Source organism: Mesorhizobium sp. CO1-1-7 (assembly GCF_020164885.1).
Taxonomy (GTDB): Bacteria; Pseudomonadota; Alphaproteobacteria; order Rhizobiales; family Rhizobiaceae; genus Mesorhizobium; species Mesorhizobium australicum.
Map to the genome: position 1 here is coordinate 483,302 of NZ_JAIUHA010000002.1, position 15,534 is coordinate 498,835.

The following is a 15,534-nucleotide window of genomic DNA, read 5'->3' on the forward strand; positions in this document are numbered from 1 at the left end:
CATCCCGAATTTCGGTGTGACGGCCGTCATGACTGCCTCACGACAAGGAAAGGATGACCTGAATTAGGCCCTGCCGCAGTTTTGTCGAGGGAGTGTTTCGTGTAAAGAGCGCGGACTTCGAATTTTTGGACCGGTCAGATCATGTCCGGTCCCGGAAAAGACAGGAAAAGCCAGGGAATGCGCACCGATACAGGTCAGGTCTTCAAACTCGAGGACTATCGCCCCAGCGACTACCTCATTCCGAAAACCAGCCTTGAATTCCGTCTTTCGCCGCAGGCAACGGTCGTCACCGCGATACTGACCGTCGAACGCCGCGAGGACATATCCACGTCGGCTCCGCTGGTGCTCGACGGCGATGGGTTGACGCTCAAACGCGTCGAAGTCGACGGCAAGGTGGTGAGACCGGCGGATCTGCTGGCGAGCCCCGACCAACTGACCCTGCTCAAACCGCCGGCGGCACCTCGTTTCCAGCTGCTGATCGAAACCGAACTGGCCCCAGCCGGCAACGAGGCCTTGATGGGCCTTTACCGCTCGAACAACGTGTACTGCACGCAATGCGAGGCGGAGGGTTTTCGCCGCATCACCTATTTCCTCGACCGCCCCGATATCCTGTCGGTCTACACGGTGCGCATCGATGCGCGACGCGACGAAGCGCCGCTGCTCCTGTCGAACGGCAATCCGGTCGAGAGCGGCGATCTCGCCGAAGGCTGGCACTACGCCACATGGCACGACCCCTTCCCCAAACCATCCTATTTGTTCGCGCTGGTGGCCGGCAATCTCGGCCAGGTCGCCGACAATTTCGTCACCATGTCCGGCCGTAAGGTCGAGCTCGGCATCTATGTCGAGCCCGGCAAGGAGGCGCTCGCCGGCTACGCGATGGACGCGCTGAAGCGGTCGATGCAATGGGACGAGGAGGCGTTTGGCCGCGAGTACGACCTCGACGTCTTCAACATCGTCGCCGTGTCGGACTTCAACATGGGCGCAATGGAGAACAAGGGCCTCAACATCTTCAACGACAAATACGTGCTGGCCGACCAGGAGACGGCGACGGACGCCGATTTCGCCAATATCGAGGCGATCATCGCGCATGAATATTTCCACAATTGGACAGGCAACAGAATCACTTGCCGCGACTGGTTCCAGCTTTGCCTGAAGGAAGGGCTGACGGTCTTCCGCGATCATGAATTCTCCGCCGACCAGCGCTCGCGCGCGGTCAAGCGCATAGCCGAGGTGCGCACGCTGCGGGCCCACCAGTTTCCCGAGGACCAGGGCCCGCTGGCGCATCCCGTGCGGCCGCGCCGCTACCGCGAGATCAACAATTTCTATACGGCGACGGTCTACGAGAAAGGCTCCGAAGTGGTGCGCATGATCCGCACCATTCTCGGGGCCGAGGTCTTTCGCGCCGGCATGGACCTCTATTTCGAACGCCACGACGGCGAGGCCGCGACCATCGAGGATTTCATAAAGGTGTTCGAGGACGCGTCCGGCCGCGACCTGTCGCAATTCGCGCTATGGTATCACCAGGCGGGCACACCCAACCTGACGGTGAGTTCGACGCACAATCCGGCCGCACAGGAATTCACGCTCGAGATCGAGCAGTCGGTGCCGCCGACCCCCTCCGAAAGCCGCAAGCGGCTGATGCACATCCCGCTCGCCTTCGGCCTGATCGGCGCCGGCGGCAAACCTGTCGCGTATAGCGGCGTCGAGGGCGCCAGCGTCGAGGACGGCGTCATCCATGTCCGCAAGCGTCGCCATGTGGTGCGTTTCTCGGGCGTGGCCGAGCGCCCGGCGGTGTCGCTCAACCGTGGCTTTTCGGCGCCGGTGACGCTCTCGGCCGAGCAGAAGGCGGCCGACCAGTACTTCCTCGCCCGCCATGACAGCGACGCCTTCTCGCGCTGGCAGGCCTTCAACACGCTGTTGACCGATGCTCTGATCGCTGCCTTCCGCCAGATCCTTGGCGGCAAACAGCCGGACTTCGCCCCACGGCTGACCGAGCTTGCCGGCAGCATCGCCAGCGACGAGACGCTGGAGCCAGCCTATCGGGCCCTGGCCCTGGCGCTGCCTGGAGACGCCGATATCGCCCGCGACATCGGCAAGAACATCGATCCCGACGCCATCCATGCGGCCCGACAGGCGCTTGCGCTGGCGATCGGCATGGCCAATGGCGAGGCATTTTCCGGCCTCTACGACAGCCTTGCCGACAAGAGCGCTTTCAGCCCCGACGCGGCGAGTGCCGGACGGCGCGCCTTGCGCAACATTCTGCTGGATTATCTCTCGCTGCTGCCAGGTGGAGCGGCGTTGGCGGCCGGGCATTTCCAGTCCGCGAGCAACATGACCGACCGGGCGGCCGCATTGGCCGTGCTTGCGCATCGCCACCAAGGATCGCCGGAGGCAAGCAAGGCGCTGGCGGCTTTCGAACAGACATATGCGTCCGACCCGCTGGTGATGGACAAATGGTTCCAGATCCAGGCCAGCGTGCCTGGGCCGCAGGCGGTGGAGACGGTTCGCGCCCTGACCGCTCATGCCGGCTTCTCGATGGGCAATCCGAACCGGGTGCGCTCGTTGATCGGCACATTCTCCAGCGCCAACCAGACCGGCTTTCACCGCGCCGACGGCGAAGGCTACCGCTTCTTCGCACGAACGGTGCTCGAGGTTGAAAAGCGCAATCCGCAAGTGGCGGCAAGGCTGGCGACGGCGCTCAGGTCATGGCGCTCGCTCGAACCGGGCAGGCAAGCCCAGGCTCGGGAAGTGCTGGTTTCGATCGCCAATGCCGAAAACCTGTCGGCGGATCTGCGCGACATCGTCGAGCGCACGTTGGCTTAGGCGCTCCCGCCTTCTTCCCTGCGGGAGAAGGCCGGGTTCTAAAAGCCCATTATTTTAGTCGATTTTTAATCTTTTTTCGCCCGACCACTGGACAAGGCGAATCACCTTTGATTCTTTAATGGCGATTCGGAAGTGCGGTGTTGCCGGATCACCAGCACATAGAAATGCGGCATACTGAAATCGGGGAGTGCCATTTATGGCAAAGGCGGACGCGTGGGGCGCGCCCGGTGGGATGGTTTTTGCGCGTCGCGAGACGCGCGGCGACGGCCTTGCCGGGAATACGCGGCTCATTGCCGAACCGGCCTACAAGCGGCTTCTGGCGGCCGAACCGCTGCTGCGCCGGTCGATACCGGCCCTCATCGTCATCTTCCTGCTCGTCATCGCGGCGCTGCGTGTAATCTCGCTGATGAACGAGCGCGACGACGTGGAGCGCGATGCCAAGGCTATCCTGACGCTGGCCGCCGCGCAGCTCGCCAGTTCGCTCGCCACCACATCGGACACGCTGCCGGGCGCCACCCAGGACCTGCTGGAGACCACCAGCCGCCAGGGCGCCATGGGCCGCAGCCATGTGCTGGTCATCACCGACAGCGCCTTCAGGATCACCGCGGTGACGCCGCGTTCGGTGCCCTGGCAAGGCCATTCGCTCGACGGCCTCGTCCAGGGCGGCCAACCTCTGTTCATGTTCGGCGACCGGGCTGGCGTCATGGAGGTCAACATCGGCGGGCAGGACTGGTACGCGGCGGTCAGCCTGAGCAAGGACAGGAAGGGAGCCGCGGCGGCGCTCGTCCCCCAAGAGGCGGTCTTCGACACGTGGCGCAAGACCGTCTCGCTCAACGTCACCCTGTTTGTGCTGACGGCCGGCGTGCTGATCATCATCCTCTATGCCTATTTCGGACAGGCGGCGCGCGCGCAGGCAGCCGACCGCATCTATGTCGAAGCGCATCAGCGTATCGACATGGCGCTGGTCCGCGGTCGCTGCGGCCTGTGGGACTGGGACATGGTGCGCGGCAAGATGTACTGGTCACGCTCGATGTACGACATGCTCGGCTATGAGCCCTGCGAGACGATGCTGTCCTTCGGCGAGGTCGACGAGATCATCCATCCCGAGGATGGCGACCTGTTCGAACTCGCCAACAGGATCGTCGCGCGCGAGATCGACCACATCGACCAGGTGTTCCGGATGCGGCATGCCGATGGCCAGTGGGTGTGGATGCGCGCCCGCGCCCAGGTCATGGACCCGGAAGCGCCGGAGATCCAGCTCATCGGCATCGCCGTCGACGTCACCGAGCAGCGCCATCTGGCGCTGCGCTCCGAAGCGGCCGATCTTCGCCTGAGGACCGCGATCGAGAACATCAATGAATCCTTCGTGCTGTGGGATTCGGCTCAGAACTTGATCATGTGCAATTCCAAATATCAGCAGGACAACGGGCTCTCGGATCGCGACGTGATGCCAGGCGTGACGCGCGCTTCCCTGGAAGAGCGGATGCTGGCCTTCGCTTCGGAGCGCCGGCTCGCCAATACCAACGGTCCGCAGGGCGGCGCCACGTTCGAGCGGCAGCTGTCCGACGGCCGCTGGCTGCAGGTCAACGAGCTCAGGACCAGGGACGGTGGCATCGTCTCGGTCGGGTCCGATATCACCCAGATCAAATTGCACCAGGAGAAACTCGTCGACAGCGAACGCCGGCTGATGGCGACGATCCATGATCTCAGCCTCGCCCGCCGGGCCGAAGAGGAACGGGCGCGCGAACTGGTCGACCTCAACCGCAAATACATGAAGGAAACCGAGCGCGCCGAAGCGGCGAACCGGGCCAAATCCGAATTCCTGGCCAACATGTCGCATGAACTGCGCACACCGCTCAACGCCATCATCGGCTTCTCCGAACTGATGGAACAGAGGCTGTTCGGTCCGTTGGGCTCGGAGCGCTACGAGGAGTACGCCACCGACATCAACAGCAGCGGCAAATACCTGCTCGGCGTCATCAACGACATTCTCGACATGTCCAAGATCGAAGCCGGCCAGTTCTCGTTGGACCAGGAACAGATCGACCTCGGTCCGCTGATCAGCGAGACGGTGCGTGTCGTCTCTCTGCAGGCGGCGCAGAAGGCGATCACCGTGGAAACGCGCATTGCCGACGCCTTGACTTTGTTTGCCGATCGCCGGGCGATCAAGCAGATCGTCATCAATCTTCTGTCCAACGCGGTGAAATTCACCGGCCAGGGCGGCCACATATCGGTCAGGGCCCGCAACACGTCAGGCGCGCTGGTGCTGACGATCGAGGACAATGGCTGCGGTATCCCGAAGGAAGCCCTCGGCAAGCTGGGGCGCCCCTTCGAGCAGGTGCAGAACCAGTTTTCCAAGAACCATGCCGGCTCCGGCCTTGGCCTTGCCATTTCGCGCTCGCTTGCCGAGTTGCAAGGCGGTGCACTGAAGATCCGCTCGACCGAAAGTGTCGGCACGATCGTATCGGTGCGCATTCCCGTGAAGAAGGCGCCAACAGCGGTCAAGGCCGCGGCCTGAGCGGCAGGCTCCGGTTGGCGATGTCGGAGCCCGCATCAACCAATCTTACTGCACGCCGCCTTCGTTGCCTTCGCCATCCCATTGACGGTCATCGCGCCCGTCCTTCGGCAGTTCGCCCTTCTCGATCTTGCCGTCATTGTTCTTGTCGAGCATCGCAAAAAGCTTCTTTTCGCGGCCGGTGATGTCATCCGATGTCAGCGTGCCGTCGTCCTTGCTGTCGTAACGGGCGATGATGCGCCTGGCCATGCGTTCGAAGCGCGCCTCTCCAGCGCGTCGGCGAGTTGAGCGACAGTCAGCTTGCCGCCATTGTCAGCGACAAGCTTCTTGAGCCGCGCGTCCATGACATCGGAGAACTGGTCGAAGGTGATTTTGCCGTCATTGTCCTTCATCGCCTTGTCGAGCCGCATCATGGTGCGCTCACGCACGTTGGCGCTGTCGAGGTTCTCGGCATAGGCCGCGCCGCCGACGGCTCCGGCCAGGGCGATGTATGCAAGTGCGAGCTTGGTTGTCTTTCTCATGGTTTTCTCCTGTTGCATCGTCACCCCCGATGCGGCCGAACGGTCGTTGGTCACGACCCTCCGGCACGAAGCAGAAGGTCGAAATCCTTCCTGACCTTTTGCGACGTCTCCTTGAGATGTGCTTCCAGCACACCGAAATCCGGCAGGTCGGTGACCGCCAGAAGCAGATCCGAAAGCCCCGGCGGAACGTCGTCACGTTCGAATGGTCCGGTGAGGCACAGCCGCGTCATCTGGGTCAGTGCCAGATAAAGGGAGTAAGCCTCGCCAAGGTCCTGCCGGATCACGGCATTGGCGAAACGGGGCGTCAGACGAGACAGGATCTCGGCCGTACCGGTGGCGCGTGGCCCGGCCTCGACCTGCCCAGTGATGACAGCCACCTGGGCGATGAATTCGAGATCGATCAGACCGCCCGGTATTAGCTTGATGTCCCACAGGTCGCGGGGCGGTTTTTCCTGCTGGATCATGGCGCGCATGTCGGAAGCTTCGGTTTTCACCTTCGCCGCGTCGCGTGGCTGACCGAGCAGCGCGGCGACCTCCGCTTCAACCTCGGCGCAGAGGCCGGCGTCGCCGGCAATCGGCCGCGCCCGCGACAGCGCCATGTGTTCCCAGGTCCAGGCTTCCTGGCGCTGGTATTTCTTGAAGGCATCGATATGGGTGGCGACCGGTCCCTTGTTGCCGGACGGCCGCAAACGCAGGTCGAGCTCATAAAGCACACCTTCCGCCGTCGGCGCCGATACCGCGGATATCAGCCGCTGCGTCATGCGGGTGTAGTAGTGCGACGGCGCCAGCGGCTTTTCACCATCGGAGTCCTCGGCGTCCGCATCGTGATCGTAAAGCAGGATGAGATCGACATCCGATCCGGCCGTCAATTCGCGGCTGCCGAGCTTGCCCATGCCGAGCAGCGAAACCACGCCACCGGCGATCGTGCCGTGGCGCACCGCGAATTCGGCGATCACCGCTTGCAACGCCGCCGCAATGGTCAGGTCCGCCAGATCGGAGAAAGCGCGGCCGGCGCGGGCCGGGTCGATCGAGCCCGCGAGCAGCCGCACACCGATGAGGAATTTCTGTTCGGAAGCAAATATGCGTAAGCGATCGAGCACGTCCTCGTAGGCCCTGTCGCCCTCGAGGAAGGCGGAAAGCCGCCCCGAGAGATAGGCGCGGTCTGGCAGCTCGGTCAGCAATGCTGGGTCGAGCAAGCCGTCGAAGACATGCGGCCGGCGAGTGATGATGGCCGCCAGCCTTGGTGCCGCGCCCATGATCGTCGCCATCAGCTTGAGCAGTGCGGGATTCGACTGCAGCAGCGAAAACAGCTGGATGCCGGCCGGCAGGCCGGCGAGGAACTCGTCGAAACGGACCAGCGCCTCGTCGGCCCGGCGCGTTTGGCCAAAGGCCTTGAGCAGTGCCGGCGTCAGTTCCGTCAGCCGCTCGCGCGCCTCCGCCGACTGGGTGACGCGATAGCGGCCGAAATGCCAGCCGCGGATGACACGGCAGATATCGCTCGGCCGCTGAAAGCCGAGGCCGTGCAGGGTCTGCAGCGTGTCCGGGTCGTCGACGTCACCGGTGAAGACCAGGTTGCCGATGCCGGCCGAAAGCTCGGGCGCGGTTTCGAACAGCGCCGCATAGTGGCGCTCGACCTGCTGCAGCGAGGCACGGAAGGCCCCGGCGAACGCGGCGGCGTCGGCGAAGCCCAGCATGCGGGCAATGCGCTCCAGCCCTTCATCGTCTTCCGGCAGCGTGTGCATCTGCTCGTCGGCCACCATCTGGATGGCGTGTTCGACCCGGCGCAGGAACCAGTACTGGAGGGCGAGTGCGTCTCTTGCGTCCGATGTGATCCAGCCTCGGGCCGCGAGCTGACCGAGCATCGGCACGGTTTCGCGGCCGCGCAGCTCCGGAAAGCGGCCGCCGGCGATGAGCTGCTGGGTCTGGACGAAGAACTCGATCTCGCGGATGCCGCCGCGCCCGAGCTTGACGTTGTGCCCCTTCACCGCGATGTCGCCATGGCCCTTATGGGCATGAATCTGGCGCTTGATCGAATGGACGTCGGCAATCGCCGCGTAATCCATGTATTTGCGCCAGATATAGGGCTGGAGCTCCTTGAGGAAGGCATCGCCCGCGGCGAGATCGCCGGCCACCGGGCGGGCCTTGATCATCGCGGCACGCTCCCAGTTCTGGCCGCGCGCTTCGTAGTAGCGAAGCGCGGCTTCAACCGGGATAGCCAGCGGGGTGGAGCCGGGATCGGGACGCAACCTCAGATCGGTGCGGAAGACATAGCCGTGCTCGGTGCGGTCCTGCAGGATGCGAACCAGCCGGCGCGTCAGGCGTGAGAACAGGTCGGTGGCGTCGAGAGGATCGACCACGGCGGGTGCCTCCGGATCGAAGAACACGACGAGGTCGATGTCGGAGGAGAAATTCAGCTCATGCGCGCCGAGCTTGCCCATGCCGAGCAGGATCCAGCCCGATCGATGCGAGGGGGTGTCGAGGTCGGGCAGCTTGAGCTTGCCCTGGCCATGCGCGTCACGCAGCAGGAAATCGACTGCCGCGCGGGTGCAGGCGTCGGCGAGATCGCTCAACCGCCTTACGGTCAGCGAGGTTTCGGCTTCGCCCGAAAGATCGGCGAGCGCGATCAGGAAATGCGCCTCTGCCTTATGCCGGCGCAGCGCCATCATCAGGCCGGATTCCGAGACCGTTTCGGCCAGCGGCGCCTGGTCGATCGCGGCGGTGATCGCCTTCAGACGGGCCTCTATCGGCAGGTCGAACAGCCCGTCCAGGATTTGCGGCCGGCGGCGCGCCGTGTCGCGCAGGAATGGCGAAAGGTCGAAGACAGCGGCGAGGAGATCCTGCGCCTTGCCTTTGCCGGCCAGGAATTTGGCCACCCGTGTCAGCCCCTCTTCGCGCGCTGCGTCCGCGACTTCGGCCAGCTCCTGTCGTGCCCGGGCTGCGCCGAGCGGGACAAGCGGGGTTTCCAGGCTGAGCAGCCAGTCTGTCTTGCTCCGCTTGGCAACGGCCGCCATCAGTGATCCTCGCGTGCCGGGAAACTCATGACCACGGATAGTCCTGGATTGCCAGGCAGCAGGTCAAGCCGGCCGTAATGGAATGTCATGACCGCCTTGGCGAGACTGAGGCCAAGGCCGGAACCAGGCTGCGAACGGCTCTTCTCCAGCCGCACGAAGCGCTCCGTCGCCCGGGCGCGATCGGCGTCGTCGGGAATGCCCTGGCCATTGTCCGTGACGGAAAGCCTGATCTCGCCATGCGTGCGTTCGAGCTTTACACGGACCGCCGGCTTGGACGTCGAATCGGTCGAGTACTTGATCGCATTGTCGACGATGTTGGAGAGCGCCTGGCCGATCAGCTCGCGGTTGCCGTCGACGACAAAAGCACCATTCACCTCGGCGTCCAGCGAAACGCCAGCCTCCTCGGCCACCGGCTCATAGAGTTCGACGACATCACGGACGGCCACCGCCAGATCGACGCGGCTGGTGTGCTCGGAAGAATAGCCCGCCTCCAGGCGGGAGATCATCAGGATGGCGTTGAAGGTCTTTATCAACTGGTCGGACTCGGCGATGGTGCCTTCCAGCGCCTGTCGATAGTCCGATGTCTTCTGCTTGCCGGAAAGCGTCGCTTCGGCCCGGTTGCGCAGCCGGGTCAGCGGCGTCTTGAGGTCATGCGCGATGTTGTCGGAAACCTGCTTGAGGCCTTCGTTGAGCGTGGCGATCCTGGCCAGCATGGCGTTGAGGTTTTCCGAAAGCCGATCGAACTCGTCGCCGGCGCCGGTTACCGGCAGCCGGCCGGAGAGATCCCCGCCCATGATGCGCCGGCTTGCCTCCGATACGCCATCGATACGCTTCAGCGCCGCGCGGCCGACAAAGAACCAGATCAGGATGCCACCCAGGGCCATCATGCCGAGCGCCAGCATCAGCGAACGGCGGATGACGGCACGGAACCGCTCTGGTTCCCCGAGATCGCGGCCGACCAGCATGATCATCTGGTTCGGCAGCCGCAGCACCAGGGCAATGGCGTTGTGGCCCTTCTCGCCCTGCGCTTGCGTGTCGCTCTGGTCGGGCTGTGCGGTCCCCTTGTCGGCAGGCAAGTTGCGTAGACGGTCGAGTTCTCCCTCGCCAAAGCGCTGATAGGAAAAAGGGCTGGTGGTCCAGCCTTCGTTTTCGAGAACGCCCGGCTCGAGGCTCTGCACGTTACCGGTCAGGATCTGGCCGTTGGCATCGGCGATCAGATAGAGATTGGCGCCGGGCTGTCGCGAGCGGGCCTCGACCACGCGGACCAATACGGGAAGGCCACCGCGCTGATAGGCGCGGGCAAGGCCGAGCACCTCGTCGTTGATGGTCTCCTGCGTCTGCCCGGTCAGCATGCGCGCCGAGAGCGAAGTCATATAGAGGACGAGCAGCACCGCGCAGAGCGCGAAGAGCAAGAGATAGAGCGCCGAAAGCCGCGCGGCCGTCGTCTTCATGATGGCGGGCACGGAAAGCGCCATGCCGCCGCCTAGCCGCCCTTCAGCATGTAGCCGGCGCCGCGAACGGTATGCAGGATCGGCTTGTCGAAGCCCTTTTCGATCTTGCCGCGCAGCCGAGAGACGTGGACGTCGATGACATTGGTCTGCGGATCGAAATGATAGTCCCAGACATTTTCGAGCAGCATCGTGCGCGTCACAACCTGGCCGGCATGGCGCATGAGATATTCGAGCAGGCGGAATTCGCGTGGCTGGAGCGTGATCTCACGGCCCGCCCGGCGGACAGAATGCGATAGCCTGTCGAGTTCAAGATCGCCAACCCGGTAGACGGTCTCGGCCTCCTTGGCGCTGGCGCGTCGGTTGAGCACCTCGACACGAGCCAGAAGTTCGGAAAAGGCATAGGGCTTGGTTAGGTAATCGTCACCGCCGGCGCGCAGGCCGGTGACCCGGTCATCGACTTCGCCCAGCGCCGAAAGGATGAGCACCGGCGTCGTGTTGCCCCTGGAGCGGAGGGCGGCAATAACCGACAGGCCGTCGCGGCGCGGCATCATCCGATCGATGACCATCACATCGTAGTCACCCGCATCGGCAAGCGCGAAGCCGGTCTCGCCGTCACCCGCAACATGCGCGGTATGACCGGCTTCGGTGAAGGCTTTCTGCAGATAATCCGCAGCCTCGCGATCGTCTTCTATGACGAGAATCTTCATAGGGCCGTTATACGCGATTTCGCTTGAAGGTTGAGTAGCCGGCATCTGCATTTTAGCCTTTGCCAAAGCGCATCGCGATCAAGACGATCGAGAGCGTACGCGATAAAATCTTTGTTCCGTGGCGTCGTTAGGCCGAACATGCCAGTTCCCGGTCATGTCGTTACCTGCAACCCGGGACCAACCGGCATCGGGCACGAGGGCCTGAGTGGGCAGCCACATACGGGCGCGGCAGCGGGCGATGGGAAGCCCGCTGCCGCTGAAGGAGAGCGCGATGACTGACTAACGGGCTCTCCTTCTTACTTTCCCCATGCGGCGACTCGGGGGTGTTGAAACCGCCGCATTGGAAAAGTCGTCTCAGCCCTTGGCCACCGGCACCGCGACGAATCGGTTGTTGTCGTCACGGGTGATCTGCATCAGCACCGCCTTGCGTCCGGATTTGACCGCATCGGCCATGGCCTTGGTGACGTCTTCGGTGCCATTGACCTCCGCCGAGTTGACCGCGGTGATGACGTCGCCCGGCTGGATGCCGCGATCGGCGGCGGCGCTGTCGGGGTCGACGTCTGTCACCACCAGACCTTTGCCGTTTTCAGACTTGGTGACGGTGAGACCGAGATCAGCCAGCGTGTCAGGCTTTGCCGGAGCGGCAGGCTGCTGTTGCTGGTCGTTCGAGGCCTGCTTGTCGCTCGCCGGCAGTTTGCCGAGATCGACCTTGACCGTCTGGCTCTTGCCGTCGCGCCAGACCGTGACATCAACAGACTTGCCGGGCGAATAGGCGCCGATCAGGCGGGCGAGCTCCTTCGGCGACGCAACGTCCTTGCCGTCGACCTGGGTGATCACGTCGCCGGCTGATATGCCGGCCTTCTTGCCGGGGCCATCGTCCTGGGCGCTCGAAACCAAGGCGCCATTGTTGGACTTCAGGCCGAGCGACTCGGCGATGTCGGAGGTGACCGGCTGGATTTCGACGCCCAGCCAGCCGCGCTGCACCGCACCGCTCTTCATCAGGTCCCCGACGACCTGCTTGGCGGTCGAGGCCGGAATGTCGAAGGCGATGCCGACGCTGCCGCCGGAAGGCGAGAAGATGGCGGTGTTGATGCCGACCACCTGGCCGTTGAGGTTGAAGGTCGGGCCGCCTGAATTGCCGCGGTTGACCGAGGCGTCGATCTGGAGGAAATCGTCATAGGGGCCGGCGCCGATATCGCGGCCGCGCGCCGAGACGATGCCGGCGGTGACGGTGCCGCCGAGGCCGAACGGATTGCCGACAGCCACGACCCAGTCACCGACACGAACCTTGGAATCGTCGGCGAAGTCGACATAGGTGAACTTGCCGCCACCATCGACCTTGAGCACGGCGAGATCGGTGCGCGGATCGGTGCCAACCAGCTTGGCATCGAGTTCCTTGCCGTCATTGGTCACAACGGTGAAGGCGGTGCCCTCTTCGACGACGTGGTTGTTGGTGACGAGGTAACCGTCTTCGGAGATGAAGAAGCCGGAGCCCTGCGCTACCGGGCGCGGCTCGCCATTGTTGCGGTCGCGATGACCGAAGCGACGATGACCTTCGTCGTTCTGGCCGCCCTGGTCGCCAAAGCCGCGGAATTCCTTAAAGAAACGACGCAGCTGCGGATTGTTGGGAAGATTGTCGAGGCCGTCCTGATCGTCGGAGCCATCATCGGCGGTCGGCTGGATCTTGGCCTTGACCTTGACGCTGACCACGGCTGGCGACACACGCTCCACGACATCGGCGAAGCTCGGAACCTGCGGGGCCTCGACGCGCACGGCGTCAGCGAGAACGGGGCTGGTTCCGCTGGTCAGCGCGCCAACGCCGATCGCACCGGCGACCGCGATAGACGCGGCAGCAGCCAGAAGACGCTTGCGGGTGCGAAAATATGAATCGGGGGCAATATTCATGGATCTCTTATCCTCTTTCAAGCGGACGCGCCTTGATCGGCATCCTCAAGGAACGAGAATTAGGGAAGCGCACATTACGACGCCATTTCCGGCACATGAAACTTTGGTAATGTTGGCGGGCGACGGCAGCCGTCAGTCGCGGCGGAGGATCGCGTCCAATGCGGCCTGCTCTTCGACCGAAAGCGCTGCCGTTGCCGGAAGCCGGCGCGACCGCGCACTGAGCACTATAAACACGCCGCCGGCCAGAAGCAGGAGAACCGGCGTGCCCCACAGCAGCGCGTTGCGCAGATCGAAGCGTGGCTTCAGCAGCACGAACTCGCCGTAACGCGAAACCACATAATCCATCACCTGCCGGTCGGTATCGCCCGCGACAAGGCGTTGTCGCACCAGGATACGCAGGTCCCTGGCAAGGTCCGCATCGGATTCGTCGATCGACTGGTTCTGGCAGACCATGCAGCGCAGGCCTTCCGACAGCGCCCGCGCCCGCGCCTCGAGTGCCGGGTCGGCCAGCATCTCGTCGGGCTTCACCGCCATTGCCGTTCCGGCGAAGAACAACGCCAGCAGCAAGACCATCGACGTCAACGAAAGCCTTGCCCTCATGGCAGGCCCGCCGGCGCCACGGCCTGCTTGCGACGGCGCGAAGGCGCGCCGACCCGCAGGCGCCTGTCCATCAGCGACATCGCCGCACCCGCCATCATCACCAGGCCGCCGCCCCAGATCAGCGTCACCAGCGGCTTCCACCACAGACGCACCACGACCGAGCCGTCCTTGCCCTCGTCGCCGAGCGAAATGTAGAGCTGGGAAAGGCCAAGAGTCTTGATGCCAGACTCCGTCGTCATCATCTGCCGCACAGGATAGAAACGCTTGGCGGAGCTGACTTCGCCGACAGGGCTGCCGCTGACGCCGATCAGCTCGAAACGCCCGCGATCCTCGCTGTAGTTCGGTCCCTGTGCAGGATAGAGCCCGACGAACCGCACCGTGCGGCCGGAGATTTCGACGGTTTCACCAGCATGCATGGACAGGATCTTCTCCGTCCCGAAGCAGAGCGTGCCAACAATGCCGAGCACGGTCAGGCCGAGGCCAAGATGCGCGAAAGCAGTCCCGAAGACCGAGCGTGGCAAACCAACCAGACGCCTGACCATTGTCGGCGCGGCGACATTGCCGACCCCCGCCTTGGTGGCGAGGTCGGTCAGCGCGCCAAGGATCAGCCAGACGCCGAGGCCGACGCCAAGCGCGGCAAGCACCGAAGCGCCGTCGATGAACAGGACCGTAACCAGCGTCGCTAGAAGTGCGGCCGCGAACGCGGCCATCAATCGCTGCGCAACGCCGAAGACATCGCCGCGCTTCCAGGCCAGCAGCGGCCCAAAGGGAACCATCACGAGCAGCGGCACCATCAGCGGCGCGAAGGTAAGGTTGAAGAACGGCGCTCCTACCGAAATCTTGTCGGCCGAAAAAGCCTCGACCGCCAGCGGATAGAGCGTGCCGACGAGCACCGTGGCGGTCGCAGTGGTCAGAAACAGATTGTTGAGGACGAGCGCGCCTTCACGCGAAACCGGGTGAAACAGGCCGCCTGCCGTCAGCTTCGAGGCGCGCAGCGCAAACAGCGCCAGCGAGCCGCCGATAAACAGCGTCAGGATGCATAGGATAAAGACGCCGCGCGTCGGATCGGTGGCAAAGGCGTGGACGGAAGTCAGGACGCCCGAACGCACCAGGAAGGTGCCGAGCAGCGACAGCGAGAAGGTGAGGATGGCGAGCAGCAGGGTCCAGATCTTCAACGCCGAGCGCTTTTCCATGACGATGGCCGAATGCAGCAGCGCGGTGCCCGCCAGCCACGGCATGAAGGAAGCGTTCTCGACCGGATCCCAAAACCAGAAACCGCCCCAGCCGAGTTCGTAATAGGCCCAGTACGATCCCATGGCGATGCCGCCGGTCAGGAACATCCAGGCGACCAGCGTCCATGGGCGCACCCAGCGCGCCCAGGAGGCATCGATGCGACCCTCGATGAGGGCGGCGACCGAGAAGGAAAAGCAGATCGAGAAGCCGACATAACCGAGATAGAGCATCGGCGGGTGAATGGCGAGGCCAAGATCCTGCAGGATCGGGTTGAGATCGCGGCCTTCGATGGGCGCCGGATTGAGCCGGATGAAAGGATTGGAGGTCACCAGGATGAACAGGAAGAAGGCAGCGCCAATAGCGCCCTGCACGGCGAGCACATTGGCGCGCAGCGTCGCCGGCAAGTTGGAGCCGAAAGCGGCCACAAGCGCGCCGAAGAAGGTCAGGATCAGCACCCAGAGCAGCATCGAACCTTCGTGATTGCCCCAGGTTCCGGTGATCTTGTAGATCAGCGGCTGCAGCGAATGCGAGTTCTCCCAGACGTTCGCCAGGGAAAAATCAGAGCTTGCATAGGCGCCCGCAAGGGCCGCGAAGGACAGCGCCGTCAACGCGAAACCGGTCACCGCGACCGGACCGCCGACCGCCATCAGGCGCTGGTTGTTCAGCCGCGCGCCAAACAGCGGCACGATCGTCTGCACCAGTGAAAGCGCGAACGCCAGAACCAGGGCGAAATGTCCGGTTTCAACCATTCGCGCGGCTCACACTTGC

At 63.9% G+C, this 15,534-nt stretch carries 10 protein-coding genes; 2 read left to right on the forward strand and 8 right to left on the reverse strand.

Features of this window, described 5'->3' with window-relative positions; genetic code table 11:
• Nucleotides 1-177: 177 nt before the first annotated feature.
• Together pepN and LB516_RS05880 are read left to right on the forward strand one after the other, a co-directional pair.
• Nucleotides 178-2,823: an aminopeptidase N gene (pepN, locus tag LB516_RS05875; RefSeq protein WP_224719110.1), complete on the forward strand. Its 2,646-nt coding sequence runs from the start codon at nt 178-180 to the stop codon at nt 2,821-2,823.
• Between the two features lie 196 nt (nt 2,824-3,019).
• A complete protein-coding gene (locus tag LB516_RS05880) occupies nt 3,020-5,341 on the forward strand; it encodes a PAS domain-containing sensor histidine kinase (RefSeq protein WP_224525819.1) in 2,322 nt (773 codons plus the stop codon).
• Between the two features lie 45 nt (nt 5,342-5,386).
• Here the strand turns inward: LB516_RS05880 and LB516_RS05885 are convergent, their stop codons facing one another.
• From LB516_RS05885 to LB516_RS05920, 8 genes are all read right to left on the reverse strand, one after another.
• Nucleotides 5,387-5,587, reverse strand: coding sequence for a hypothetical protein (locus LB516_RS05885; RefSeq protein ID WP_224719111.1), 201 nt, complete (start codon nt 5,585-5,587; stop codon nt 5,387-5,389).
• Complete coding sequence (locus LB516_RS05890; protein WP_224719112.1) at nt 5,536-5,859, reverse strand: hypothetical protein; 324 nt, start codon at nt 5,857-5,859, stop codon at nt 5,536-5,538. The genes LB516_RS05885 and LB516_RS05890 overlap by 52 nt, the downstream gene beginning before the upstream one ends.
• Before the next feature lie 50 nt (nt 5,860-5,909).
• Nucleotides 5,910-8,870 carry a bifunctional [glutamine synthetase] adenylyltransferase/[glutamine synthetase]-adenylyl-L-tyrosine phosphorylase gene (locus LB516_RS05895; RefSeq protein WP_224719113.1) on the reverse strand — a complete coding sequence of 987 codons (2,961 nt, stop codon included), beginning with the start codon at nt 8,868-8,870 and terminating at the stop codon, nt 5,910-5,912.
• A complete protein-coding gene (locus LB516_RS05900) occupies nt 8,870-10,345 on the reverse strand; it encodes an ATP-binding protein (protein ID WP_140618542.1) in 1,476 nt (491 codons plus the stop codon). Before LB516_RS05900 ends, LB516_RS05895 begins: the two co-directional genes overlap by 1 nt.
• An 8-nt stretch (nt 10,346-10,353) precedes the next feature.
• Nucleotides 10,354-11,028: a response regulator transcription factor gene (locus LB516_RS05905; protein ID WP_041163488.1), complete on the reverse strand. Its 675-nt coding sequence runs from the start codon at nt 11,026-11,028 to the stop codon at nt 10,354-10,356.
• 354 nt (nt 11,029-11,382) lie between these two features.
• Nucleotides 11,383-12,933: a Do family serine endopeptidase gene (locus LB516_RS05910; RefSeq protein ID WP_140618544.1), complete on the reverse strand. Its 1,551-nt coding sequence runs from the start codon at nt 12,931-12,933 to the stop codon at nt 11,383-11,385.
• Between the two features lie 132 nt (nt 12,934-13,065).
• The gene (locus LB516_RS05915) at nt 13,066-13,533 is read right to left on the reverse strand and encodes a cytochrome c-type biogenesis protein (RefSeq protein WP_224525828.1); all 468 of its coding nucleotides are present in this window, start codon (nt 13,531-13,533) and stop codon (nt 13,066-13,068) included.
• Entirely contained in the window at nt 13,530-15,515 is a 1,986-nt protein-coding gene (locus LB516_RS05920) for a heme lyase CcmF/NrfE family subunit (RefSeq protein ID WP_224719114.1), read from the reverse strand. Before LB516_RS05920 ends, LB516_RS05915 begins: the two co-directional genes overlap by 4 nt.
• Between the last annotated feature and the right edge of the window lie 19 nt (nt 15,516-15,534).

Excerpts from the sequence above, each read along its gene's own strand:
- LB516_RS05885 (WP_224719111.1), bottom strand. The coding sequence starts at position 5,587 with ATGGCCAGGCGCATCATCGCCCGTTACGACAGCAAGGACGACGGCACG.
- LB516_RS05915 (WP_224525828.1), bottom strand. The coding sequence starts at position 13,533 with ATGAGGGCAAGGCTTTCGTTGACGTCGATGGTCTTGCTGCTGGCGTTG.
- LB516_RS05890 (WP_224719112.1), bottom strand. The coding sequence starts at position 5,859 with ATGAGAAAGACAACCAAGCTCGCACTTGCATACATCGCCCTGGCCGGA.
- LB516_RS05900 (WP_140618542.1), bottom strand. The coding sequence starts at position 10,345 with ATGGCGCTTTCCGTGCCCGCCATCATGAAGACGACGGCCGCGCGGCTT.
- LB516_RS05905 (WP_041163488.1), bottom strand. The coding sequence starts at position 11,028 with ATGAAGATTCTCGTCATAGAAGACGATCGCGAGGCTGCGGATTATCTG.
- pepN (WP_224719110.1), top strand. The coding sequence starts at position 178 with ATGCGCACCGATACAGGTCAGGTCTTCAAACTCGAGGACTATCGCCCC.
- LB516_RS05880 (WP_224525819.1), top strand. The coding sequence starts at position 3,020 with ATGGCAAAGGCGGACGCGTGGGGCGCGCCCGGTGGGATGGTTTTTGCG.
- LB516_RS05920 (WP_224719114.1), bottom strand. The coding sequence starts at position 15,515 with ATGGTTGAAACCGGACATTTCGCCCTGGTTCTGGCGTTCGCGCTTTCA.
- LB516_RS05895 (WP_224719113.1), bottom strand. The coding sequence starts at position 8,870 with ATGGCGGCCGTTGCCAAGCGGAGCAAGACAGACTGGCTGCTCAGCCTG.
- LB516_RS05910 (WP_140618544.1), bottom strand. The coding sequence starts at position 12,933 with ATGAATATTGCCCCCGATTCATATTTTCGCACCCGCAAGCGTCTTCTG.